The following is a 21,574-nucleotide window of genomic DNA, read 5'->3' on the forward strand; positions in this document are numbered from 1 at the left end:
GAATATATGGCCGTTATAAAAATTGTGTAGTTCACGGATCCCTTGCAATTTCAGTTTGTCTTAGTAAAGTGATATTTTAACTGTTAATCACGTATTAGGTAAAATTAACGGTGAAAAGCTGGTATGACGGGTAACGAGGAGGTTACAACTTTAATTAAATAGAATGTTTAACCAGTATTTAGTTATTTATACATAAAATTATCTTAATTTTTTAGGGATATTTCAATTTGCAACGGAGACGTAAACGACCCCGTGAAATGCTCAATAATAGTAGGAATTCTAACATGAACCATAATCCTTAAATCTTAGTAATTAAATTTACTTACTATGAGAATAAAAGTTACTAGGAACTTTCAGATTACTATACCAGCAGAGGTCAGGGAAAAACTTAACATAAGGGAAGGCGAATACGTTGATATGACCGTTGATGAGAAAGAGGGGGTAATAATCGTTAGGCCTTATCGTAGAAAGTGGACTACTGTGACGCTAGGTAGGAGGATAAGCCAAGAGGAAATTGATAAGACTATAGAGGAGGTCGTAAAGGATTTCACGAAGAATTATAGTTGATACAAACGTCTTAGTGTATTCGACTTTCGAGGACGCCGAAAGACACGAAGAGGCCATCAAGATTTTAACTGAAAACGAGGTGATAATCCCACAAATAGTAGTTTATGAGTACATATGGGTTTTGGCTAAATTAACGAATAACGTTGACTTAGTTAATCAAAAGCTGGAGGAGCTTAAGGATTTTGAGGTAGTTAAGGAAGAATTAGAAGACATAATAAAGGGAGTCGAGATGTTAAAAAAGGACAATAGGCAGTTAAGGATGCTAAACGACTATATAATCCTTGCAATAGCTAAAAGGCTTAATGTTGGACTTGCGACTTATGACACTGAACTAGCGAAAGCTGGATTTAGAAACGGTATAAATATTTACTCCTAACATACTCTTAATAAACGTAAGAAGTTATTTACCGGGTCTAATTCTTAGTATTTGTTCAGGTAAAGTCTATTATATTTCTATGAGTTATATCTTTTATTATTCAGAAAGATTAGTAAATGAAAGCAACAATTGATAGTAATGGGAAGGAGACTGTGTGTAGTTGTTTATGATTTCTATTTGTCCCAGTAAGATGGTATATTAACTGTTAATTATGCCTGAGTAATGTTAATTATGTAACGTTTTACCTAAAGTCCTCAGGTCTACATGTTATTACCAATTAGACCCTTAATATTACATAATTTGTTAATGGAGCCCTCAAATTTTTATATGTTCAAAATAAAGTGGAGTGTAAATGTTCAATTATATTGTTAATGTATAAAGGACAAAAATTATATCCCTATTATGATAAACAAGACCTTCAGCATATATGGGCATAGACCTTGAAGACATAACTAAGTCCAATATTATCATCTTTACTGCGTCTTCCGAACGGTATATTCTTCTTTAATTTTATCTAGTAAATATCGTGCTATTATGGTCTTATAATTTTTATCTAATTTTTCTACTTTATCATCACTACCTATTATGAATACCTCATTGTATTCAGACGAAAAAGCTATGTCTTTCCTCCGCGCATTGTTAGCTATTATTAGGTCAAACTTATGTCTTTCTTTCTTCTGCTTAGCCTTCATTATGAGCTCATCATCACTGTTAGCCGTCTCTGCAGCGAACCCTACTAGGAACACGTTATATTTCCTTATCACTGACGAGATCTTCGGGGTCTTTTCCAGTTTTATTTCAGGTACTTCAGTATGGCTGTCAATTTTACTCTCCGCAGTCCTTATAGGCCTAAAATCCGCCGGCGCTCCTGCTAGTACTACTATATCGTAACCGGTCTTTACTAGCTTTTCTACTTCATTAGCCATTTCAGCTGTAGTAGTCACCTCTACGGTCTTAACATACGGTCTATGATGGGTTGACAGCGGACCGTGGACTAGTACTACATCGGCACCCCTAAAGTGGGCTTCGTTAGCAATGTCTACACCCATAGTACCGCTACTAGGGTTGGAAATAAACCTTACTGGGTCTATGAACTCTCTCGTAGGACCTGCTGTAACCACGACCTTGAGACCGCTTAAGTCTCTTCCCCTTAATAGATAAGCCACTATGTATTGTGTAAGGTATTCTACATCTGGGTAATGGGCTAAGTCCTTTACGATCATCGGTTCCACGACCTCTACCCCTATAGCCCTTAGCTTCTCTACATTTTCCCTTATTTGAGGAGAGCTATACATAGGGAGGTGCATAGCTGGCACTACAATCACTTTTTTAGCCATACCTATGAAGTTCAGTGCTGTTAAGGGTACAGATGTATCAGCGATCCCGTTGGCTATTTTTGAGATTGTGTTCGCCGTAGCTGGTGCTACTATTAGCGCGTCATAGTCTTCTGCCAGACTAACGTGCTCTATTTCACCCCCTATTTCAGTAACTACTTCCTCTCCAGTAGCCCAATGGAACATGGTGGGGGAGATTAGCTTAGTGGCGTCTGGACTCATTATCACTTTAACCTCTGCTCCCCGCCTCATTAGGCTTCTGGCTAAGTCTAAAGACTTGTAGATCGAGACACTCCCGGTTACACCAAGTAGGAGCTTCTTACCTTTTAATTCATCGGACATTTCCCCGATAATCCTTTTTGATGGGTGTACCATTCACTGTCAGACATAAATTTAAACTTCGAATAAAAACCTTATACTATGGAGTTTGCCGAGACGAAGAAATACGGGGCATTTGTCGTAAGGTTAGCCAGGATGACTGATATTGACCAAATTGTGAAGATCAACAGGCTGGCGTTACCGGAAAATTACCCCTATTATTTTTTTGTGGAGCACCTTAAGGAGTATGGTGCAGCTTTTTATGTCGCAGATATTAACGGGGAAGTAGTAGGGTATATAATGCCTAGGATAGAGTGGGGGTTTAGTAATATTAAACAAGTGCCCAGCTTGGTGAAGAAAGGGCATGTGGTCTCAATTGCCGTATTAGAAAATTTCAGGAAAATGGGTATTGGTACTGCACTTCTAGAAAACTCTATGAAAGCTATGAAAGGAGTGTATGAAGCAGAAGAAGTATACCTTGAAGTGAGAGTATCTAATTCCCCTGCTATATCTCTTTATAAAAAACTGGGGTTCTCCGAGGTCAAAGTGTTAAGACACTATTATGCTGATGGTGAAGATGCGTATCTAATGGCTCGTCCTCTCTAGTTCTACCCTACTATCATGGGTATTGAAAATGACGTAGTAACCTAACTCCATACTACCAACTGAAATAACTCTTGTCCTCCCAATACTGTATTCTTTTTGGACTCTGCTATGTCCATGGATAACTATTTCTGGTGATTCTGCTAAGATTTTAGCCTTTACAAACCGAGATCCAGTAGGGGAGTCGGGTGGAAAATGTGTTATCACTATTTTTGACGAAAAGTCAATAGAAAATACATTAAGAAAAGAACTAGCTATTAATTTGTTCATCTTCCTTAGGTACTTTTGAGTTGTTACTGTATCCATTTCTCCGAGTATTCCGTAATAGTTAGAAATGTATTGAGGGCATTCAATGTCTCCTAACCCTACGACGAAGTCCACGTTAAGCGAGTTAAGGAACTCTATCACACCCTCTCTGCATGGCGTTGAAGTAATTAAGACCATTTTTGTCATACCATTCACCCAGTTTATAAAGTGCAATACCGACAGCTACTATATCAGCTGTTGACCCCGGGTTATATCCGTTTTTTAAAAGAAAGCGGTCCAATTCATTGACGAGTTTAGGCTCTCCTAACGCTTCACAAGACATTTTGGAAACCGTTATAGCTGCCCTACCCCCATGTTTTCTCCAGATCAGACCGTCTGGGATTTGACATAGGACTGATAAAAAACCTTCCACCACTCCTCTTTCTATCCCTAACTGCTTAATTTTATTGAGGACTAACCTAGAATATTTATAGTCTTCCATCATGTTCTTTATGGAACTGTCTGTAGCGGAATGTAGTAAGACTTCATATAAGGAAAACTTCCCCATTGCTTTATAGTCAAAATCGTTATTTATCTCCCCTAGATAGCTTGGGGTAAGTGTCTGCAACGATTTTGAAAAATACATGGAGTCGACCTGATCCAGACCCCTTATAGTTTCTGAGGCTTTCCTGAGTGCATCGTCTAGAGACCGGGAAATAGAGGAATAGGCTAAGGGTACCATTTGAATAAATGTGCCTAGAATAGCAAAATTTATACCTAATTCTTGGCTCTTCACCACAGCCTTATAGAGGGAATCAAATAGAGGCCTCTCTCTCCTAAGTCCCCTCTTACAAAGTTCTTTATAGTAGTCCTTTGCTGTTAACGCTGAAAGTACCAAGTCCCTGAAGGTAACAGCAGGGATATCCCTCCACCTAGAGGCGTTTCCAGGCTTATTATGTAATGACTCTTCCACAGTGGAATAAGAAAGGATAAAAGATATAGAGTTACAAAACTCTTCTAATATAACCTGGGACATCCCTATCACCCACTACTATAATAGGTCTCTCACATTCAACTAACATACCTTTAGCTTCAATCTTCCTTGAACTAAAGAGTAGTGCCGAATATATTCCTTCATAAGATACAAGTATTTTGGGCCTTAATTTAGTTTCGCCTGAGAGTATGTTAACATTATACAAGGGGACCTCAGAGGGGTAAAACAAGGCCTTACAGTCACCGCTCTCTAATTCTGCTTTTATAGTTATCTCTCCCCTCCTCTTACATACGTCTTTGCAAGGCCTTTGAGGTCTCGGATCTACAAAGAGAATAGAAAACTTAACTCCTTTTATTAAACCTCTCATCCTCTTATCGTAAAGTTGCCTAGAATGGTCTATACTTAGCCCGTAGTTGCGCGAGGTCTCTATGACCCATTCCTTGTCTTCTTCAAAGCCGTTAAAGTTGCTCATTACATCTAGGGCGTTTTTACAGCCGTATACTACCACATCAAGGTCTGATTTGCTGTGGTTAATCCCAACTAAGAGGCTCCCGGTTACCCCCACCTCAGTAACTCCTAGGGCAGTATAGACATCTAAAAAAATAGCTTCTTGCATAGACTTAGGAGATCGGCGGATTAGTTCCGTGACTTTCTCTTCGGGTTTTAAATGCTTAAACACTCTGGAGAGCTTTAATATAGGAAACGTCACGCCGTTACAAGGTTCCATAGAAAATTCTTGGTTAAGTCTAACCATGTTCTTTACACCGTAGTATTTTAGCACCCTTTCGTAACCCCTCCATAGCCCTTTCCCCGTGTAGGTATATTTTAACATCGCGTAGACGTAACCGTAAGGGTTAACGTTTGAGTACACTAGGTATATATCCCAGTCCTTATCCACTAAAACGTCCTTATCAAGGAAATAACCTCTTCCCATCCTTTCAACCTCACATAATCTATTGGTGTACCCGCACTTTCGAGAAAACTAAGGTAATCCCTGAACACACCTCCGAATAAGGCGTTGGCAACAAATGCGGAGCCAACTGAAGATTCCTTAAATTTGAAATTATGTTTAATCCCAAAGGGTATCTCCCACTTTTTACTCCCAGACACTATAATCGGAATTTTATATTGCGCAGAATACCACTCAGCTATTATCCTTAAGAGCTGAAGCCCTCTCTCCCAGTTACCATTTGTATATATAGTATTTTTGGTTATTTTAGAGTATTTAGATAGCAAGTAAGCCACCTCACCGTCCAGAAAACCGGCCGAACTAATACCCGGTATTATGCTCCCCCCTAGCCCGTCTACTACTTTCCCCTCAACGACTACTAAAAGGGATGAAAAAGAGGAACCCACTTCGATTAAGACGAAACTATCGTACATCGTTCTGTAGAAAAAAGCTGAAGCCACCTTATCAGCAGTACCCATGTCAATAAGGTTGATTTTCTTACTTTTGTCGACGCTTATGAGTTCTATTACCCCGGGCAAGGTAAAGGCGTTGTCCAGCGTTCTGGCCGAAACTAGGAAATTCCGCAGAGGACCTTCTACAGCAGGGTCTTTTAAGGTCATGAGAAATATATCGCGGTCTGTGATTTCAGAGGACCTTTTGAAGGGTAACCCGTGTCCTGAGGGTAAAGCCACTCCAATAGGTCTGAGATCCGATATGTATTTGACAAGTATGCTAGAGGCCTTATCGACTAAATCCGTAGGAATAGAGAGAAGTTTTAGTGTCCTCCCGGTTTCGTCGACGAACGCTACCTCATACGTTCCGCTCCCAGGGTCTACTCCCGAAAAAATCATTGTGAGACCCTTACGACCGCTCCGTTTCTCTCGACCTTTAGATTTAGTGTGTAGCGTTTCCCTAAACTCCTCAGCAAGGAGCTAACTACACTCTCGAAGTATACGGCGTCTTTTTCATTTTTAAAAAAATACGCTGTGGCGTTTCCACTATCAGATGGTATTGCTAACCATTTCCCGTCTAGGAACTCTGAAAATAAATTCAGAACGTTAACCATAGTATCTAAAACAGTATCTTGCGTTTGACTCCTTGACCTTATATATGCATCTAAGTTAACGGCTAGAGTTTCGGGTGGGATATCTAAATTAATATGTAACGCATTTACACTTTTTAAAAGCCTATAGAATTCAAACTCGGTTAAAAATAGAGATAGGTTTGTCCCAGCGGACATTAACTTAGTATAAACTAGTATGGCCTCATTAGTAGCGTCGTATATTGTTTTCTCGCTGTTTTTACAGTAGGTCGTGATCTCTTTGTATGCATCATCAGACATGAAACAAGATTTCCTTCCCATATGTGTACGTTTCCTTCCCATGTGTATACAAATGTATATCGCTTCTAATTAATTTTTGTGGTGAATAGGATAGGCTGTTAGGTAGATATTAAAAACTCTATAAGGTCCTCAAAAAATCTTTGTTCCTCTATTTTAAACCCCATACGGTCGAGAAAATTCTTTAGGATCTCACCTATACCTTGTGTAAGATTCCCGGTCGACCCTTGGATCGTAATAGTCACATAGAACTTGTCTTGATTTGCGTTCTGATCCTTGTTTACGGTTATAATTGGAGAGATATCCGATAATAGTGGAGTCTTATCAAGTAAGTTCTGGATATCGGACTCAGTTATTATATCCTTTTGCTGAATTAGCCCTTTCACGCTATCAGCATACTGTAACGTAACGTTCTTATACCACAAGAGGATCTCATCGATTATATTCTTATCGAGTTTAGTAAAAACCGATAACGGAACCCGTAGAAATCCTCGCCTATTTAGTTTAATCAAATAGGAGAGTAATAAATAACTGGATAAGTACTCAAGGATATCTGCATTACGCGTGACTTTTAAAGAGTGAGCAACTTGCATAATTATATCGCTTAACACAGCAGTACGAGGGTTTTCATCATCACTTTTACCGTTAAGCGAAGTATGTTTAACGTTCAGTAAAGAGTTTACAATATAATTTAGCTCGTCTAGAGCATCACTGTACACCGGTGTTAGTTTAGTGTCACGTTTCTTAGGCTTACCTCCTTTCTTTGGCACGCTATCACAAATTGGCGGTTTTCATATTAAAATTTTCTCGTCAGCCATTTATACTTTTCAACAATTTTAATAATATCTATACAGTTTTTCATATGTATTAAAATAGAATTATTATCAGCTTTACTTAGTTAAAATTGAAAACTTTGATCAAGTAAGTTCTCAGTGGCTGCCCACAGAAAATGTCACTAATCCATTCGGCTCTTTGTCATCATAAAGAGCGGGGGAAAGGTAGCGGCGCCAGGATTTGAACCTGGGATCTCGGGGTGTCTCAGGAGAAACACCCTATGAGCCCCGCGGGATACCTGGCTACCCTACGCCGCTACTTATTCCCTCCGCTACTCTAATTTATTCGCGCTACGTAATTAAAGCTTTCTATGTAATATTAGGGTGAAAACTACAAAAGGGTTAGATAAAACAAACTCTGTACTTTATACTCAGTCAAGCACTAAAGGGTAAGTCCTTCGTCGTATTTATAGCGAATGCGTATACTTTAGGCTAAAGTTCCTGTTGTCCTTTACAAACTGACCGAGTATAATAACTTTTTAAAGATCGCAAAGTAAAGACCATACAATTGTACAATAACTCATTTTTACCTAAATTTTAAAGAGATTATGGATAAAACTGTCTTATACGTCATTTTTACCCGCGAGCTAAGAGAGGGTCTTAGATATATTAAAAATATGAACCATAAGAGGACTTTATACTCCGTCAATGTGTAAAGGACAAGAATATCCCTATTGTGATAAACAAGACCTTCAGCATATAAGGGCATAGGCCTTGGCGTTGAAGGTATAACTAGTATAACTTAGTTGCTCTAGTGGGAAAAAGACGCCGGGGGCGGGATTTGAACCCGCGTGCCTCGGAGAGGCAGTAGGTCGCCCCTCTTTCTCGCTGGAAATGATCTCGAGCCTACCCCCTTGGTCCGCTCGGGCACCCCGGCAATTAATAGATTAGTAATTGTAACTTTAAAAGTTACACATTGATAAAAAGGCGGTTGAAAAGCCCCACATTTTTTATGTAGAGGGCACTTTTACAGTCAAGGTTTTTTACTCGATTAATATTTACTAGAAAAATCGTGACAGCTGACTATTACCCTAATCACCTACGTGTACACTTATATTCTATCTTATGTTAAGTTTTTAGAATTTGAAGGCTTAACCATAAATATGTAATATCACACGTCAAAATCAGTAAACCCATAATCAGGCATGAGAGTTATACAGAAAATGTTACTTGATCAGCGTATAAAGGGCGATGATAGTCCTAAAACGACGCGCATTGACTGTAGGTTATAGATCGAGTCGTTACTCATTAAGGCCTGACGGAGTATAAATTCTGCCTTTCTATGCAGGTACTGCTACGGGCTCTTTTTCCGTAGACACCTTCTTTTCGGTTTCCAATTTACTCCTTATATTCTTAGGAATACTGAAAATCATCTCATGAGTCTCTCCATCATAAAACTTAAGTTCACCGGCTATTCTCTCCCTTATTAGGTTGTCGATTTGTTTACCCGCAATTGATGAAGGGTTTACGGAATCAGAAGCATAAACAAATCCCCATAGGCTATCAAACCCTGGTATGTAAGCAATTGATGCACTAACGTATTTGAATACGTTCCTCAGAGTATTATATATTGCAGAAAAAGTGTCGAGGCTAAATGAGGGTGATGTGGCTTGGGTTACTATCCCTCCGTTTTCTTTTAGTATAGCTTTAACGTGTTTATAAAATTCGACAGTGTAGAGGAGCTGAGAAGGTGAGTCTTTTATAGGGTCTGTTAGGTCTAAAACAACTGCGTCAAATCTCTCTTTTGTTTCTTTAACGTATTTATAACCGTCCCCGATAATAAGTTTCGTTCTAGGGTCATCAAAGCTACCCTGATGCCACTCCTGTAGGTATTTCTTAGCAAATTCAATTACGACAGGGTCAATGTCGACCATGACGGCTTGGTTAACGCTTTTGTGCTTTAAGACTTCCCTCAGTGTTGCTCCTTCTCCACCGCCGAGGATCAATACGTCTTTAGGCGAATTAAGAGATAAAAGAAGTGGGTGAACGAGCGTCTCATGGTAAATATACTCATCTGATACTGTGGATTGAACCTTACCGTCTATTATTAAGCTCTTACCGAACCTGAAAAGCTCAACTAGAAGGACTCTTTGGAATTCACTTTTCTCTTCCGCTATTACTTTCTTAATTGCATGGGCGTGATACTCATAAGGGGTTTGCCATTCAATGTGCCAGTGCCACTCGTACATTATACTAATCTCACTCCGTTAACTTTCTTATTTTGCCAGCTGTATCTTCTGATCTTCTTAGTCCTCCCGAACCCGCAAGCCGCACAATAGCCTTTTCTTGCATTGAACGCGTTCCTACCGCATCTTCTGCACCTAATGTGAGTAGATCCCTTATTCATTTTACCGAACGAAGGTGTACCTTTCATTGCCTTCCATTATCAGATTAACTAACTCGTTTATAACTTTATTTGCTTAGCTTTAAAAACTAGTAGCTATACTAATTTTAGATACTCAATGTTTAAAGACAAAGATTTCATCTATATTGACTACGTAGCAAGAATAAAAGATACGGGGGAGATCTTCGATACTACAATAGAGGAGGAAGCTAAAAAAGCAAACATATATGATAATGAAAAAATTTACAAACCTAAACTCGTAATTCTCGGCGAAGGGGCTGTAATTAAAGGGCTGGAAGATGCTCTATATCAAATGAATGTGGGAGAGGAAAAAGAAATAGAGATCCCTCCCGAGAAAGCTTATGGAGAGAGAGACCCTAACAAAGTAAAAACCATGTCTCTGGGTGAGTTGAGGAAACAAGGTATAAGACCTTACCCTAACATGATGTTGAGGATGAGCAACGGAAGTATCGCGGTAGTCAAGAGTGTTACTGGAGGTAGGGTTATCCTAGACTATAACCACCCCTTGGCTGGGAGAACGTTAGTATATAGAGTAAAAGTGGTAAAGGTTGCAGAAACTGAGTTGGACAAGGTTAAGGCTTTAATTGAAAGGTATTTTGGGAGCTCAAATATAGATAAATTCGGTGTAGAGGTAGGCAGCGATAAAAAGGATGTTAAGATTACTGTGCCTAAGGAGTTTTACCTGGTGGAGGATCTACAGTCTAGAATTTATATAACTGCACGTGATATTATAACGTATGTATTACCCGAAGCCAATGTATCATTCATTGAAACGTACAATAAGTCGACTTTCAGCTAATCACGCCCGTCTCTCTAGCTATTTTTTCAGCTGAACTCCAGCTTAATCCTCTATCTCCCAAAATAGTATACCTTTCAGGTCTTATACTGTGGGCTATAGTCAGGGCCTTTATAACTCCTTCTTCAGGTATTCCGACCTCTTTAGCATTAGTCGGTAATCCTACTCTTTTCATTGCCTTCTTTATCTTTCTCCAGTTTATACCGTGGACATAAGCCATTAGAATAGTACCAATCGCTACTAATTCACCGTGTAACCCTTTACCCGGGTATAACATTTCTATTGCATGAGCGAATAAATGCTCTGAACCGCTTGCAGGTCTCGTGCTCCCAGCCATTCCCATAGCTACTCCGCTACTAATTAACGCTTCTGTAAGTATTCTCACCCCCGCTCTTAGATCCTTGTTAAGTAATTTTGTGCAAGACAGCGCGTGTTTTGCTGAAAGAAGTGCTAATGACGCAGTGTAATCGCCGTAATATTCACCCGTAATCTTAGAAGCCAGCTTCCAGTCCCTCACAGCTATGAATTTTCCTATTGTGTCTCCGACTCCAGCGTTTATTAACCTTCTAGGTGCTGTTGATAGGATTTGAATATCGGCTATAATACTTAGTGGGCCCTTGGCTTTCACTGATATAGGTTTTCCCATTCCCTTAATTGCAGCAAAGGGAGATGTAATTCCATCATGAGATGGCGCGGTGGGTATACTTATAAATTCCTTGTCTATTCTGAACGCAACGTATTTAGCTACATCTATTACGCTTCCTCCGCCGACTCCTATTATCACATTAGCTTTAATCTGTTTAGCGAATTCTTCAACGTGGTTTACCTCTTCTATATCTGCGCTCTTCACTTCAATTACTTCATATTTAAAATTGGATAATGAATCAAATAGCTTCGATGTAATGCTCATTCTAACTATAGGACCAGTTACAACGAGAAAGGGATCTGATAGGTTTAAGCTTATCAGGTATTCCCTAATACTAGAAATTAAGTCGTTACCGATGTAAACCCTCTTTGGCAGATCTATTATATGTTCTTTACTTTCCACGGTTGTATATAACAAGAATTTAAATATTAAAAGTTGCTATACATGTGCTTGTAAGTCTACTTCTTTAAGAGTTGGTGAATGCTGTGAGTTCAGTTAGGTTAAATATAATATCAGCAATATATGGGAACCTGCCTAAAGAAGCCCAAATAACCAAAATAGAATTTGAAGGACCCGAGATTGCAGTATATGTAAAGAACCCTTCTATCTTAGCAGATAAAGGAGAAATAGTAAAGAAGATAGCTAAAGATATAAAGAAAAGAATAGTAATAAAGGCAGATGAGAAAGCGAGAAAAGATAAGAAAGAAACTGAAGAAATAATTAAAAATATAGTACCCAAAGAAGCGGAAATTGTTAACATTAAATTCGATGACGAGCTAGGGGAAGTTCTAATTAAAGCTAAAAAACCGGGGCTTGTAATTGGTAAAGGCGGTACGCTCCAAAACAAGATCTTTTTCGAGACTTTCTGGAGGCCCGTAATAGTAAGAGAGCCCCCTATTAAATCAAGGACTATAGACAGTATTTTGACACATATTTATAACGAGACCGAATACCATGCAAAAATACTCAAAGTTTTCGGAGAAAGAATACATAGAGAGTTATTGTTCAAGGAAAGGTCGGTGAGAGTTACGGCCTTAGGTGGGTTCTATGAAGTAGGAAGGTCAGCTGTATTAGTGGAAACCCCAGAAAGTAAGATTTTACTGGATACCGGTTTAAATCCAAGTGTTACTGGAGGAGAAAAGTTCTTTCCCAGATTAGACATAGACCAAGTAAGATTAGAAGATATTGACGCAGTAGTAATAACACATGCCCATCTGGACCACTGTGGGATGGTTCCTTTACTCTTTAAATATGGTTATAATGGCCCGGTGTACACAACTGCACCTACAAGAGATATAATGGCATTAATGCAATTAGACGCCCTCGATGTAGCTGAAAAAGAAGGAAGACCAGTACCATACACTGCCAAAGAAGTTAGGAAAGAATTGTTACATACAATTACTCTTGACTATGAAGAAGTTACAGATATAGCTCCTGATATAAAACTTACGTTTTATAATGCTGGACATATAATAGGTTCTGCAATGGCTCATTTACATATAGGTGAAGGTACCCATAATATAGTCTATACTGGAGATTTTAAGTACGCTAGGACAAAGTTACTTGATAAAGCTAATGATGAGTTCCTAAGAGTAGATACTATGATTATGGAAACTACTTACGGTGCACAAGAGCAAGAAGGTAGAGAAGAGGCAGAGGAGAAGTTGATTAGTATTATAAATAATACTTTAAGTAAAGGAGGGAAAGTCCTAATACCGGTCTTAGCAGTAGGTCGTGGACAAGAAATTATGTTAGTATTGAATGAAGCAATGAAGAATAAGAAGATACCCCAAGTGCCTATTTATGTCACCGGTCTAGTCGACGAGATTACAGCTATTCACAACGCATATCCAGAGATGTTAAGTAGGGAAGTTAGAGAGGCTATACTCTACAAGGATGAAAACCCGTTTACCTCAGAGTTCTTCCACAGAATAGACGGCTACAGAGAAGATATTGCACAAGGGGAACCGAGCATTATTCTAGCTACATCGGGTATGCTAAATGGAGGACCTGCAGTAGAATTCTTTAAAACAATGGCACCTGACAACAGAAATGCGATAGTCTTCGTAAGTTATCAAGCAGAAGGAACTCTAGGTAGAAAAATTAGAGATGGTGTTAAGGAGGTACAAATAATAGACAGAGACGGAAGGGTAGAAAATATAAAAATAGCAATGGAAGTAACACATGTCGAAGGGTTTTCAGGGCACTCCGATAGGAGACAGCTACTTCATTACTTACGTAATTTAAGTGCAAAACCAAGGAATTTAGTGTTAAACCACGGTGAGCCAGGCGCTATAGAGTCATTCAGGAAGCAAGTTGATAGGGAGAAGGATAAGCTAGGACTAAGGGGGACTAAAATATATACCCCACAGATACTAGATAGTTTAAGGGTAGCTTAGTAAATTAAACATAACTTATACCACTTTTTAAAATTTTTAGGTATAAAGATGGATACGGAGACCAGCTTATCCAAATATTTAGTAAATTATCTGAATGAATTGAGAACGAAAAATAGGATCCCACCAGTAAATTATGCAAATACCGGTTATTCTAAGTTTAAAGCTAAATATATGTTAAAAGATAAATTCTACGGTCACTATGATAGAAAGGGACTTATACCTCCTTATTATTACAACATGCTAAACCAATACCACTATATGGAAGAAAACTTGTGTTACATAAGCTCTGAGGGAGGGATTGGGTTTTTTTCTCGGGACGAGGCAGTTAATAGGGCTAAGCATTGTATTTACGATATGATATATGAAGATGGAGATTCCGGATGGGGACACCGAGACTCTTTGCTGGATCCATGTCACAATTATGCAGACATTTACGTATCTTATAACGCCAATGCAATTTACTTGGTAGTGACTATGATTACTGCTAAGATTGAGTGGACACAAAGACCTATTCTTAGAAACGGGTTAATCACCCTAAGGGGGAATATACTAGGGAATGTAGAGCCCAAATCAATTCTAATCTTTCATTATGAGCCCAATCCCGATTTAGTAAACAAAAGTTATTATACGCTTGGAAATCCTGTAGCCGGAGTCGTACCGTATCCGTACAAATACCCTAAGCTAAAAACTATAAGGCCATTAGAGTGGGTATTTAATAAAGGAATAAGCTCAATCCCACGTATACATTATTCTAAATCTATGGCTAATAATATTTCTTTCTCTATAAGTTTTCCCTTTCTCTTTACTAGAAGGGGAATGTACTCAATACTTTTTACAAGTATATTGAGAGAACCTATTAATTGGAAACCATATACGAACAAGAGAAAAGGAGAGTGTAACCTCGCTATTTATACTATTTTAATATGATGGTGGACATACAAAAGATTGAACAAAATTTTTATATAATATCCTTTGGAAAAATTTCAGCTTATACCTAGTCATACTCTAAAGTATGACATTATTCCTAAACTCATTTGGCATATCAGGAGGATTAAGAGTCATTTAAGCCTCAGAAAGCATGATTAATGGGCCCGCTGGGACTTGAACCCAGGATTTCCGCCGCTCTAACCATAGGTCGTCAGGGCGGCGTCCTAACCAGGCTAGACGACGGGCCCATTATAATGTTAAAAAACACTTGCTTATAAGATTAAGTCCAAATATACTACAGTAATAACGTACTAGTTTAACGAGACTTTAAGTATAATATCTATATTTAATATAGAAGTAAAGAAACAAATAATTATCTTACTCTTAGAACCTTAATGATTCACTTCTCCATTGTTTAATTTCTGCAATTGCCTCTTTCCCTTCTACATATTTCATTCTTATTTTACCCTTTTCAAAAACTGCGTTAATGTATCTTATATTACCGTCATCCCACCTATCATATTCTACAAGCCTACCTAAGTCAAACCTCTTGCCAATATTCCTTAACATCTTTATCTCGTAATCCCTTAAAGAAACCTCCCTTTTTGGCGTTATAAAAGCGAAAAGCCTTCTCACAAGAATGATTGATGAATATATCTTATTAAGTTTTAGGATTAGTTTTTATATTCTATGTTGTTATAATTTATTTCAAAGAAAATTAGTTGGATTAAACGGCATTTGTATATTTAGTCCTTATATGTAGATAGAGAAATAAAAGTTAACCAATTTAAATTAAAAGTTTAGTCGGATCTACGCCTTATTCACGCAATATTTTTAAAGTTATAAATAAATATTTTTGAATAAAAATAAAATCCAAGTTAATTAGAAAAATACGTCATACTTATATAGCTAACACGTATTTTTGATATCGTGGCTTACTGGATAATCCCAGTTCAGGAGGATTTTTGGGAAGCTATTCTTTCTATTAATATTTACGGTTATAACAAAGAAAGTATAAAGCAATATGTAAAGAAAGGAGACGGTCTTATATTTTACGTAAATAAATATTATGCTAAAAAATATGGCGGTAAGTTTGTGGGAATTTATTCGGTAATATCAGACTGGTATACAGACTCTACTATATTATTTCCTGAAGAAAAAATTAAGAATAGGCCCATCTATATTTATCGTGTAAAACTAGAAAAAATAGTTGTTGGAGAATGTTCATCAAAGGATATTATCGAGAAGGTCCATTTTATCGAAGATAAATATCAGTTCTCAAAATACCTTAGAAACGTACCGGCAAACCTTAAGAGACCTATACCGCTGATAGACGTCCAGCTTATAGAGCAGTGCCTGAAGGAATCTATCTTACTATAGATATAAAGTACCTTATGGCATTTAATAACTCATTTACAAGCCTCTCCAGAAGTAAGTGATAGACAAATATTATCACATATTTAAGCCTTATTACGAATAAAATCCTTCTAGCTAATTTCATATGTTGGTGGATATATTGCCTAAGTTTTTCACCCGCAGCCTCGAAGTACATCTCCTTTAAGAAGCTTATAAACTTCTTTATTACAATTAGAAGTTCCCTATCACTCCTACAATATGAGATCTCGTTAACGTAATTTTCGTATGCCCTCTTAACTATTGCATAATCTACAATGTCTGTCATGTTATATATATTATATGATAATATGTTTAAAGACTGAAGGCAGAAGAATTTACTTAACTACGTGTATTCCCTATGAAGGATAGGATATTTTACCCTTTAAGTAGTATATTATTACCCATGGACTTGGTAAAAAATAAAAAACTCCTTATGCACGTAGGTCCTGTAGACATTTATGAAGAAGTACTATATGCAGGACTGAAAAATAATGTAGGTTTTACATCGGAAGAATTCGTTAATGCATTCCAAAGTTCTCTAAAACGAGTCAGATATCTGTTCCAAGCTGACCAGACATACCAACCGTTCATTATACCAGGCGGCGGGACTTCGGCAATGGAGAGCGTAACTTCGTTTCTATCTAGAGGAGATAAAGTCCTAGTAGTTACTAACGGAGTATTTGGCGATAGATGGCTCAATATTTTCAAAAAATATCCAGTAGAAGTTGACTGCCTAAAGGCTGATGCAGGGGATTACGTTGGAATAGAGTCTATTAGAGAAAAGGTCAAGCAAAAACATTATAAACTAATCACGTTCACACATGTAGAGACGAGCACTGGAGTAAGGCACCCTATAAAAGAAAGTGTAGAAGAGATTAGAGATTATGTAGATATAATAGTAGTCGACGGGGTATCAAGTGTAGGTGCTGAAGAAGTGAAGGCAAAAGACTGGAATGTAGATATTTACCTGACCGCAAGCCAAAAAGCCATAGGAGCACCCCCGGGACTGGGACTACTGGTAGTTTCTGAAAACGCTATGAAGAATTTAAAAGGAGAAAACATCGCTGGGTATTATCTCGACCTCAATAACTGGCTACCAGTAATGAGAGGAATGGAAGAGGGTAAATCAGCTTATTTCTCGACATTACCAGTCCATACGGTGTTCATGCTAAACGAGGCTTTAAAACTGGTACAGGATGAAGGGATAGAAAACAGAATTAAAAGACATGAAAAAGTAGCCGGAGCCATAAGGGCAGGCATAGAAGGGATGGGGCTTAATGTAGTAGCTAAAAAGCCTGAGGCTTATAGTAATACGGTTACAGGCGTAATGCTTAAGAAAGTTAAAGCCCAAGACGTATTAGCCGAAATAGTTAAAGAAGGTGTGGAATTAGCTCCTGGTGTTCACCCTTCACTGCAAGGAAAATATATTAGAATAGGCCACATGGGATGGGTTACACCAAATGATGCTGTCGTGACTATCTCTGCCCTAGAGAGAACACTTAAACGCCTAGGAGAGGACATTAAGATCGGCGAAGGAGTTAAGGCTACACAATCTTATTTATCATAAGATGGATATTTTATCCATATGGATTTATATGAAGCCATAAAGAAAAGGAGGGACGTCAGGAGCTATTACATAAAGGATAAACCAATACCTGATGAAGTTCTGGCTAAGATTTTACTTGCAGCTCATTTAGCTCCTTCAGTTGGTTACTCTCAACCGTGGAATTTCATTATTATAAAAGATGTAGAAAAAAGATCGAAAATTAAGGAACTAGTACAAATAGAAAGAGAGAATTTTAGAAAAAAACTGGATGAAGAAAGAAAGAGAATATTTGATAACATTAAAATAGAGGCTATACTTGATACGCCGATAAATTTAGCTGTAACTTGTGATCCTAAACGTTTCGGTCCCAATGTACTTGGTAGAACTACAATGCCCGAACTTTGTCAGTATAGCACGGTCTTAGCCATAGAAAACCTTTGGCTAGCCGCAACAGCGGAAGGAATAGGTGTAGGATGGGTAAGTTTCTTTAAGAAAGATGATGTTAAAAAAATCCTTTCAATACCTGAACATGTTGATCTTGTAGCATATCTTACACTAGGTTATGTTAATAAGTTCCCTGAAAAACCAGAGCTGGAAGAGAAAGGATGGCTAACCAGAGTACCTTTAGAGGAATTAGTCTATGAAGACTTTTTCGGTAATAGACCGGAAGAGAAGTTGATCACTGCTTTAAAAAATGTAAAATTTTAGTGCTAACAGCAGAAATAATATAGTATTCTATCATGAAAACTATAGATACATAAAAAATTAAGAATTCAGGGGATAACGCTAAGGAATAGGCTTTAGGCCCATAAAGCTCTCTAATCGTCATGAGCCCAATTTTAACGTCAAAGAAAGTTAATACCAGAGAGAGTAGCCCGAATATAACCTTGTCCATTAAGTAATATTAAAGATTTTAAAAAATAAGGATTTTTATTTCGCTCTAGTTTGTAGTTTTAGCGGATTTTAAGAATGAAAGTATTCCTCCGGATTTCAATATTTCAAGGGGCATACCGGTAATACCCTTACCTTTTAATACGACATTCTGGTTCACAACTATCTCTCCGGTCTCTACGTTAACTTTGATATAATCATCTTGGTTTATCTTCTTCGTAGCATCGGGTAGAATTATTACTGGTAACCCGTTATTTATTGCGTTCCTAAAGAATATCCTTGCAAACGATTCAGCTATAACAGCCCTCACACCGGCAGCCTTTAGTGCAATAGCCGCTTGTTCCCTTGAAGAACCCATTCCGAATACTTTTCCTGCTACTAATATGACACCTTGAGAAGCTTTTTTATAAAACTCAGGGTCTAAAGGCTCCATAGCGTGTTGTGCTAAGTATTGTGGATCAGTGTACTTTAAGTGCCTTGCGGGGATAATTATGTCTGTATCGATTTTATCACCAAACTTTAGGACTTTCCCCTCAACTATCATGAGAACCGCCTCGGGTCGGTAATTTTACCCTCAACTGCCGTAGCTGCTGCAACAGCTGGTCCTGCTAAGTATACTTTTGAGTCTGGACTCCCCATTCTTCCTTTAAAGTTCCTAGAGCTCGTCGAAACCATGACCTCACCTGGACCTGCTACACCAAAATGACCTCCCAGACACGGACCGCACGTACCGTATGTCACTACACACCCCGCTTGAACTAAGGTATCGATATACCCCGCTTCCATTGCCTTCCTAAATAAATCGTAAGAGGCGGGGATAGCAATACACCTAGTCTTTACCCTTTTACCCTTCATTATCTTAGCTGCCATCTCGAAATCACTTAGCCTACCATTAGTACATGAACCTATATACACTTGGTCAACCTCAAGCCCTTCAACTTCACCTACGGCTTTGACGTTATCTACGCTGTGCGGCGCAGCTACTAAAGGTTCTAACTTAGATAGGTCTATCGTGTACTCGTCTTTATACTTAGCTCCGCTATCGGGTTGTACTAACTGAGGTTCGTATCCTCTCATTGTTTTAATGTAATTCACCGTTTCGGAATCAGGTATGAACATCAGCGCGTCGGCATTCATCTCTATCCCCATATTAGATACTGTAGCCCTGAAGTCCATAGGAAAAGCTGAAGGTTCTTTTACAAAGACCTCTATAGACATACCGTTAAAGTAATCCGCTTTAAAGTCACCTAGTATCTTTAAGGCTACGTCTTTTCCGTTTATCCACTTATTAGGTTTCCCTTCTAACGTTATCTTAAACGGTTCAGGTACCACTACCCACGTCTTACCCGTAATTACTGCTGCCGCAACATCGCTTGCACCTAACCCTTGTGCAAAGGCACCTACAGCACCCGAAGTAGTAGTGTGGCTATCTGCTGCCACTATGACGTAGCCGGGATTTGCATATTTTTCTAAAAGTATTTGGTGTAATATACCTACATTTATGTCGTGGAAATTTGGGATGGAAAGGTTCTTTACAAAATGCCTGATCTGATCCTGAATTTCTGCACTCCTGACATCTGGTGGCGGTGCCAAATGATCAAACGCTATAACTATTTTTCCTTTATCAAATACCTTTAACATACCCGCTTTTTCCATTACTTCTATCACGTGATACCCAGTTAAGTCGTGGAATGCTGCGATGTCTACGTTAATTTCGGTAACGTCAGCTGGAGAGACAGCTTTACCTGCAGCCCTACTTAAGATTTTTTCGGTTAATGTTTGAGACATCCCGTAGATAAGTTACAAAAGGTAAAAATAAATGTTTATTACGTAAATGGTTCATATTTCGAACTAAGTAGTAATCACTTTTTTCGAATTATTCTTTCTAGCTATAAAATAAGATACAGCAGTCCCAGCAAAATATAATCCTGAGAGGATAATACCTATAGTAGTCTCTATTAACCCTCCGGTAGTCCCAGGTGAAATGATCCAGGCTATTATAAACGAGATCATTACACCCCATCTCCAGTTCTTTAGCCATGTATGGGGCTTTACCAAGCCTAACTTGGTCATGCCCGCCATTACTAAGGGGAGCTCAAAAGCTACACCAGTAGCAGTCATAAGAAGTAATATTGTTGAAACTATTGACTTAAAACTGAGAGTAGGGTCTATATTTAACGCTAAGTCATATCTGTACACAAAGAGGAACATAAAAGGTAAAATTATAAAATATGCGAACGCAGAACCAGCTGCGAAAAGGAGAACAGCAGGAATTATTGTTTTTCTGACAAATTTCTTCTCATGTTCATATAAACCTGGTGCAACAAAAGCCCAAAATTCTCTAGCTATAAAAGGAGATGCTGAAAATATTGCTAAGTATGCTGCTACGGATAACCCAGAAAATATTGGGTCTAGGGTGTTAATTGTTATAGGCTTAAGACCGGGAGGTATTTCTCTATCTATAAAATCCCTTACAAACAGCACAGCGATACTGTGGTATAAAGAAGGATAAGGGATTGGAACCCGATAAGGACCCAACTGGATAAAGGTTATCCCAAAAGTGAAATAAAGAATGAAGAAAAAAGCCAAAATCATTATAACCCTCTTTAGTCTGGTCAGTAATTCCCTAATGTGGTCGAGTAAAGGCAGTTCTTTATCTTGGGTTTCCTTCTGGTAACTCATTTACTGACGCCACCTTGCTTCTTTAACCTTTCAATCTCATCCTCTAGCTCCTTTATTCTTTCTTCTAATATTTTCACCCTTATGTCGTCAGCTGCCTGGTTTAAGGTCGTTGATGTTTCTCTGAAAGCCCTAGAAGTAACATCATTAGTCTCCCTCACAATTTCATTAGTTGAACTTGATACGTCCTCTAGCTCCCTCCTTAATTCGTTCATTAACTCACTTTGCTTCTTTTTCAGCTGGTTATATCCCCTAATGGCTGATTTTATAGTAGATAGGGAGTTTTTATCCCCAGAGAATAGTAAAAGCCCAAGTAAAACTATAACTAAAAAATCGTCTATTGAATTTATCATTTCCCCCACCTAATGGGG

Annotated in this window: 26 protein-coding genes and 3 tRNA genes; 9 read left to right on the forward strand and 20 right to left on the reverse strand. The window is 38.3% G+C overall.

The window, feature by feature from the left end; all coding sequences use genetic code 11:
- The first annotated feature begins 327 nt into the window (after positions 1-327).
- Both KN1_RS08350 and KN1_RS08355 read left to right on the forward strand, forming a co-directional pair.
- Positions 328-567, forward strand: a complete 240-nt coding sequence (locus tag KN1_RS08350) for an AbrB/MazE/SpoVT family DNA-binding domain-containing protein (RefSeq protein ID WP_221287019.1) — start codon at positions 328-330, stop codon at positions 565-567.
- 13 nt (positions 568-580) lie between these two features.
- On the forward strand, positions 581-943 hold the full coding sequence (locus KN1_RS08355; RefSeq protein WP_258712502.1) for a PIN domain-containing protein: 363 nt from the start codon (positions 581-583) through the stop codon (positions 941-943).
- Positions 944-1,416: 473 nt separating this feature from the next.
- Here the strand turns inward: KN1_RS08355 and coaBC are convergent, their stop codons facing one another.
- Positions 1,417-2,652 carry a bifunctional phosphopantothenoylcysteine decarboxylase/phosphopantothenate--cysteine ligase CoaBC gene (gene coaBC, locus KN1_RS08360; protein WP_221287021.1) on the reverse strand — a complete coding sequence of 412 codons (1,236 nt, stop codon included), beginning with the start codon at positions 2,650-2,652 and terminating at the stop codon, positions 1,417-1,419.
- Between the two features lie 45 nt (positions 2,653-2,697).
- Between coaBC and rimI the strand changes: the two genes are divergently transcribed.
- Complete coding sequence (rimI, locus tag KN1_RS08365; protein ID WP_221287023.1) at positions 2,698-3,201, forward strand: ribosomal protein S18-alanine N-acetyltransferase; 504 nt, start codon at positions 2,698-2,700, stop codon at positions 3,199-3,201.
- Here the strand turns inward: rimI and KN1_RS08370 are convergent.
- The 10 genes from KN1_RS08370 to KN1_RS08415 form a co-directional block, all read right to left on the reverse strand.
- On the reverse strand, positions 3,181-3,651 hold the full coding sequence (locus KN1_RS08370; protein ID WP_225905632.1) for a hypothetical protein: 471 nt from the start codon (positions 3,649-3,651) through the stop codon (positions 3,181-3,183). The genes rimI and KN1_RS08370 overlap by 21 nt on opposite strands.
- Positions 3,590-4,480 (reverse strand): triphosphoribosyl-dephospho-CoA synthase, encoded by an 891-nt coding sequence (locus KN1_RS08375; RefSeq protein ID WP_221287025.1) that lies wholly within the window; start codon positions 4,478-4,480, stop codon positions 3,590-3,592. Before KN1_RS08375 ends, KN1_RS08370 begins: the two co-directional genes overlap by 62 nt.
- Entirely contained in the window at positions 4,449-5,372 is a 924-nt protein-coding gene (locus KN1_RS08380; RefSeq protein ID WP_221287027.1) for a nucleotidyltransferase, read from the reverse strand. The genes KN1_RS08375 and KN1_RS08380 overlap by 32 nt, the downstream gene beginning before the upstream one ends.
- Entirely contained in the window at positions 5,336-6,238 is a 903-nt protein-coding gene (locus tag KN1_RS08385) for a DUF1464 family protein (protein WP_221287028.1), read from the reverse strand. The genes KN1_RS08380 and KN1_RS08385 overlap by 37 nt, the downstream gene beginning before the upstream one ends.
- Positions 6,235-6,750, reverse strand: coding sequence for a hypothetical protein (locus KN1_RS08390; protein ID WP_221287030.1), 516 nt, complete (start codon positions 6,748-6,750; stop codon positions 6,235-6,237). The genes KN1_RS08385 and KN1_RS08390 overlap by 4 nt, the downstream gene beginning before the upstream one ends.
- Before the next feature lie 77 nt (positions 6,751-6,827).
- Positions 6,828-7,496 (reverse strand): hypothetical protein, encoded by a 669-nt coding sequence (locus KN1_RS08395; RefSeq protein ID WP_221287032.1) that lies wholly within the window; start codon positions 7,494-7,496, stop codon positions 6,828-6,830.
- A gap of 229 nt (positions 7,497-7,725) precedes the next feature.
- A tRNA-Met gene (locus tag KN1_RS08400) sits at positions 7,726-7,817 on the reverse strand.
- Positions 7,818-8,325: 508 nt separating this feature from the next.
- Positions 8,326-8,436, reverse strand: a tRNA-Ser gene (locus KN1_RS08405).
- Positions 8,437-8,839: 403 nt separating this feature from the next.
- Positions 8,840-9,748: a polyamine aminopropyltransferase gene (gene speE / locus KN1_RS08410; RefSeq protein ID WP_221287034.1), complete on the reverse strand. Its 909-nt coding sequence runs from the start codon at positions 9,746-9,748 to the stop codon at positions 8,840-8,842.
- Positions 9,748-9,933 (reverse strand): 50S ribosomal protein L37e, encoded by a 186-nt coding sequence (locus tag KN1_RS08415; protein ID WP_221287036.1) that lies wholly within the window; start codon positions 9,931-9,933, stop codon positions 9,748-9,750. The genes speE and KN1_RS08415 overlap by 1 nt, the downstream gene beginning before the upstream one ends.
- 88 nt (positions 9,934-10,021) lie before the next feature.
- On the opposite strand from KN1_RS08415, the gene KN1_RS08420 reads away from it, so the two are divergent.
- A complete protein-coding gene (locus tag KN1_RS08420) occupies positions 10,022-10,723 on the forward strand; it encodes a peptidylprolyl isomerase (RefSeq protein WP_221287038.1) in 702 nt (233 codons plus the stop codon).
- Here the strand turns inward: KN1_RS08420 and KN1_RS08425 are convergent.
- Entirely contained in the window at positions 10,716-11,768 is a 1,053-nt protein-coding gene (locus KN1_RS08425) for an NAD(P)-dependent glycerol-1-phosphate dehydrogenase (protein WP_221287039.1), read from the reverse strand. The genes KN1_RS08420 and KN1_RS08425 overlap by 8 nt on opposite strands.
- An 83-nt stretch (positions 11,769-11,851) precedes the next feature.
- Between KN1_RS08425 and KN1_RS08430 the strand changes: the two genes are divergently transcribed.
- Positions 11,852-13,765: a beta-CASP ribonuclease aCPSF1 gene (locus KN1_RS08430; protein WP_420857144.1), complete on the forward strand. Its 1,914-nt coding sequence runs from the start codon at positions 11,852-11,854 to the stop codon at positions 13,763-13,765.
- 48 nt (positions 13,766-13,813) lie between these two features.
- A complete protein-coding gene (locus tag KN1_RS08435) occupies positions 13,814-14,692 on the forward strand; it encodes a CAP domain-containing protein (protein ID WP_221287042.1) in 879 nt (292 codons plus the stop codon).
- A gap of 159 nt (positions 14,693-14,851) precedes the next feature.
- Here the strand turns inward: KN1_RS08435 and KN1_RS08440 are convergent.
- A tRNA-Val gene (locus KN1_RS08440) sits at positions 14,852-14,940 on the reverse strand.
- Between the two features lie 136 nt (positions 14,941-15,076).
- Positions 15,077-15,328, reverse strand: a complete 252-nt coding sequence (locus KN1_RS08445; RefSeq protein ID WP_225905633.1) for a hypothetical protein — start codon at positions 15,326-15,328, stop codon at positions 15,077-15,079.
- A gap of 294 nt (positions 15,329-15,622) precedes the next feature.
- Here KN1_RS08445 and KN1_RS08450 point away from each other — a divergent pair, with 294 nt between their 5' ends.
- Positions 15,623-16,072, forward strand: a complete 450-nt coding sequence (locus KN1_RS08450) for an EVE domain-containing protein (RefSeq protein WP_221287044.1) — start codon at positions 15,623-15,625, stop codon at positions 16,070-16,072.
- On the opposite strand, the gene KN1_RS08455 is transcribed toward KN1_RS08450, so the two are convergent.
- Entirely contained in the window at positions 16,059-16,373 is a 315-nt protein-coding gene (locus tag KN1_RS08455; protein ID WP_221287046.1) for a hypothetical protein, read from the reverse strand. The genes KN1_RS08450 and KN1_RS08455 overlap by 14 nt on opposite strands.
- Before the next feature lie 147 nt (positions 16,374-16,520).
- Here KN1_RS08455 and KN1_RS08460 point away from each other — a divergent pair, with 147 nt between their 5' ends.
- Together KN1_RS08460 and bluB are read left to right on the forward strand one after the other, a co-directional pair.
- The gene (locus KN1_RS08460) at positions 16,521-17,654 is read left to right on the forward strand and encodes a pyridoxal-phosphate-dependent aminotransferase family protein (protein ID WP_221290620.1); all 1,134 of its coding nucleotides are present in this window, start codon (positions 16,521-16,523) and stop codon (positions 17,652-17,654) included.
- 18 nt (positions 17,655-17,672) lie between these two features.
- Positions 17,673-18,341 (forward strand): 5,6-dimethylbenzimidazole synthase, encoded by a 669-nt coding sequence (bluB, locus tag KN1_RS08465; RefSeq protein WP_221287048.1) that lies wholly within the window; start codon positions 17,673-17,675, stop codon positions 18,339-18,341.
- Here the strand turns inward: bluB and KN1_RS08470 are convergent.
- The 5 genes from KN1_RS08470 to KN1_RS08490 all read right to left on the reverse strand — a co-directional run bounded on the left by KN1_RS08470 (position 18,313) and on the right by KN1_RS08490 (position 21,556).
- A complete protein-coding gene (locus tag KN1_RS08470; protein WP_221287050.1) occupies positions 18,313-18,528 on the reverse strand; it encodes a hypothetical protein in 216 nt (71 codons plus the stop codon). The two genes, bluB and KN1_RS08470, sit on opposite strands and share 29 nt — an antisense overlap.
- 45 nt (positions 18,529-18,573) lie before the next feature.
- Positions 18,574-19,068, reverse strand: a complete 495-nt coding sequence (locus tag KN1_RS08475; RefSeq protein WP_221287052.1) for a 3-isopropylmalate dehydratase small subunit — start codon at positions 19,066-19,068, stop codon at positions 18,574-18,576.
- Positions 19,065-20,312 (reverse strand): 3-isopropylmalate dehydratase large subunit, encoded by a 1,248-nt coding sequence (locus KN1_RS08480; protein ID WP_221287054.1) that lies wholly within the window; start codon positions 20,310-20,312, stop codon positions 19,065-19,067. The genes KN1_RS08475 and KN1_RS08480 overlap by 4 nt, the downstream gene beginning before the upstream one ends.
- A 63-nt stretch (positions 20,313-20,375) precedes the next feature.
- On the reverse strand, positions 20,376-21,206 hold the full coding sequence (tatC, locus tag KN1_RS08485; protein WP_221287055.1) for a twin-arginine translocase subunit TatC: 831 nt from the start codon (positions 21,204-21,206) through the stop codon (positions 20,376-20,378).
- Positions 21,203-21,556 (reverse strand): hypothetical protein, encoded by a 354-nt coding sequence (locus KN1_RS08490; protein WP_221287056.1) that lies wholly within the window; start codon positions 21,554-21,556, stop codon positions 21,203-21,205. The genes tatC and KN1_RS08490 overlap by 4 nt, the downstream gene beginning before the upstream one ends.
- Positions 21,557-21,574 lie beyond the last annotated feature (18 nt).

The sequence above is a fragment of the Stygiolobus caldivivus genome, assembly GCF_019704315.1.
Lineage (GTDB): Archaea > Thermoproteota > Thermoprotei_A > Sulfolobales > Sulfolobaceae > Stygiolobus > Stygiolobus caldivivus.

What these genes read in the sequence shown, in the direction of transcription:
- tatC (WP_221287055.1), bottom strand. Translation starts at nt 21,206, where the DNA reads ATGAGTTACCAGAAGGAAACCCAAGATAAAGAACTGCCTTTACTCGAC.
- KN1_RS08350 (WP_221287019.1), top strand. Translation starts at nt 328, where the DNA reads ATGAGAATAAAAGTTACTAGGAACTTTCAGATTACTATACCAGCAGAG.
- KN1_RS08475 (WP_221287052.1), bottom strand. Translation starts at nt 19,068, where the DNA reads ATGATAGTTGAGGGGAAAGTCCTAAAGTTTGGTGATAAAATCGATACA.
- KN1_RS08490 (WP_221287056.1), bottom strand. Translation starts at nt 21,556, where the DNA reads ATGATAAATTCAATAGACGATTTTTTAGTTATAGTTTTACTTGGGCTT.
- bluB (WP_221287048.1), top strand. Translation starts at nt 17,673, where the DNA reads ATGGATTTATATGAAGCCATAAAGAAAAGGAGGGACGTCAGGAGCTAT.
- KN1_RS08455 (WP_221287046.1), bottom strand. Translation starts at nt 16,373, where the DNA reads ATGACAGACATTGTAGATTATGCAATAGTTAAGAGGGCATACGAAAAT.
- KN1_RS08380 (WP_221287027.1), bottom strand. Translation starts at nt 5,372, where the DNA reads ATGGGAAGAGGTTATTTCCTTGATAAGGACGTTTTAGTGGATAAGGAC.
- KN1_RS08435 (WP_221287042.1), top strand. Translation starts at nt 13,814, where the DNA reads ATGGATACGGAGACCAGCTTATCCAAATATTTAGTAAATTATCTGAAT.
- rimI (WP_221287023.1), top strand. Translation starts at nt 2,698, where the DNA reads ATGGAGTTTGCCGAGACGAAGAAATACGGGGCATTTGTCGTAAGGTTA.
- KN1_RS08385 (WP_221287028.1), bottom strand. Translation starts at nt 6,238, where the DNA reads ATGATTTTTTCGGGAGTAGACCCTGGGAGCGGAACGTATGAGGTAGCG.
- KN1_RS08415 (WP_221287036.1), bottom strand. Translation starts at nt 9,933, where the DNA reads ATGAAAGGTACACCTTCGTTCGGTAAAATGAATAAGGGATCTACTCAC.
- KN1_RS08470 (WP_221287050.1), bottom strand. Translation starts at nt 18,528, where the DNA reads ATGGACAAGGTTATATTCGGGCTACTCTCTCTGGTATTAACTTTCTTT.
- KN1_RS08390 (WP_221287030.1), bottom strand. Translation starts at nt 6,750, where the DNA reads ATGGGAAGGAAATCTTGTTTCATGTCTGATGATGCATACAAAGAGATC.
- KN1_RS08460 (WP_221290620.1), top strand. Translation starts at nt 16,521, where the DNA reads ATGCACGTAGGTCCTGTAGACATTTATGAAGAAGTACTATATGCAGGA.
- speE (WP_221287034.1), bottom strand. Translation starts at nt 9,748, where the DNA reads ATGTACGAGTGGCACTGGCACATTGAATGGCAAACCCCTTATGAGTAT.
- KN1_RS08370 (WP_225905632.1), bottom strand. Translation starts at nt 3,651, where the DNA reads ATGACAAAAATGGTCTTAATTACTTCAACGCCATGCAGAGAGGGTGTG.
- coaBC (WP_221287021.1), bottom strand. Translation starts at nt 2,652, where the DNA reads ATGGTACACCCATCAAAAAGGATTATCGGGGAAATGTCCGATGAATTA.
- KN1_RS08375 (WP_221287025.1), bottom strand. Translation starts at nt 4,480, where the DNA reads ATGTCCCAGGTTATATTAGAAGAGTTTTGTAACTCTATATCTTTTATC.
- KN1_RS08480 (WP_221287054.1), bottom strand. Translation starts at nt 20,312, where the DNA reads ATGTCTCAAACATTAACCGAAAAAATCTTAAGTAGGGCTGCAGGTAAA.
- KN1_RS08420 (WP_221287038.1), top strand. Translation starts at nt 10,022, where the DNA reads ATGTTTAAAGACAAAGATTTCATCTATATTGACTACGTAGCAAGAATA.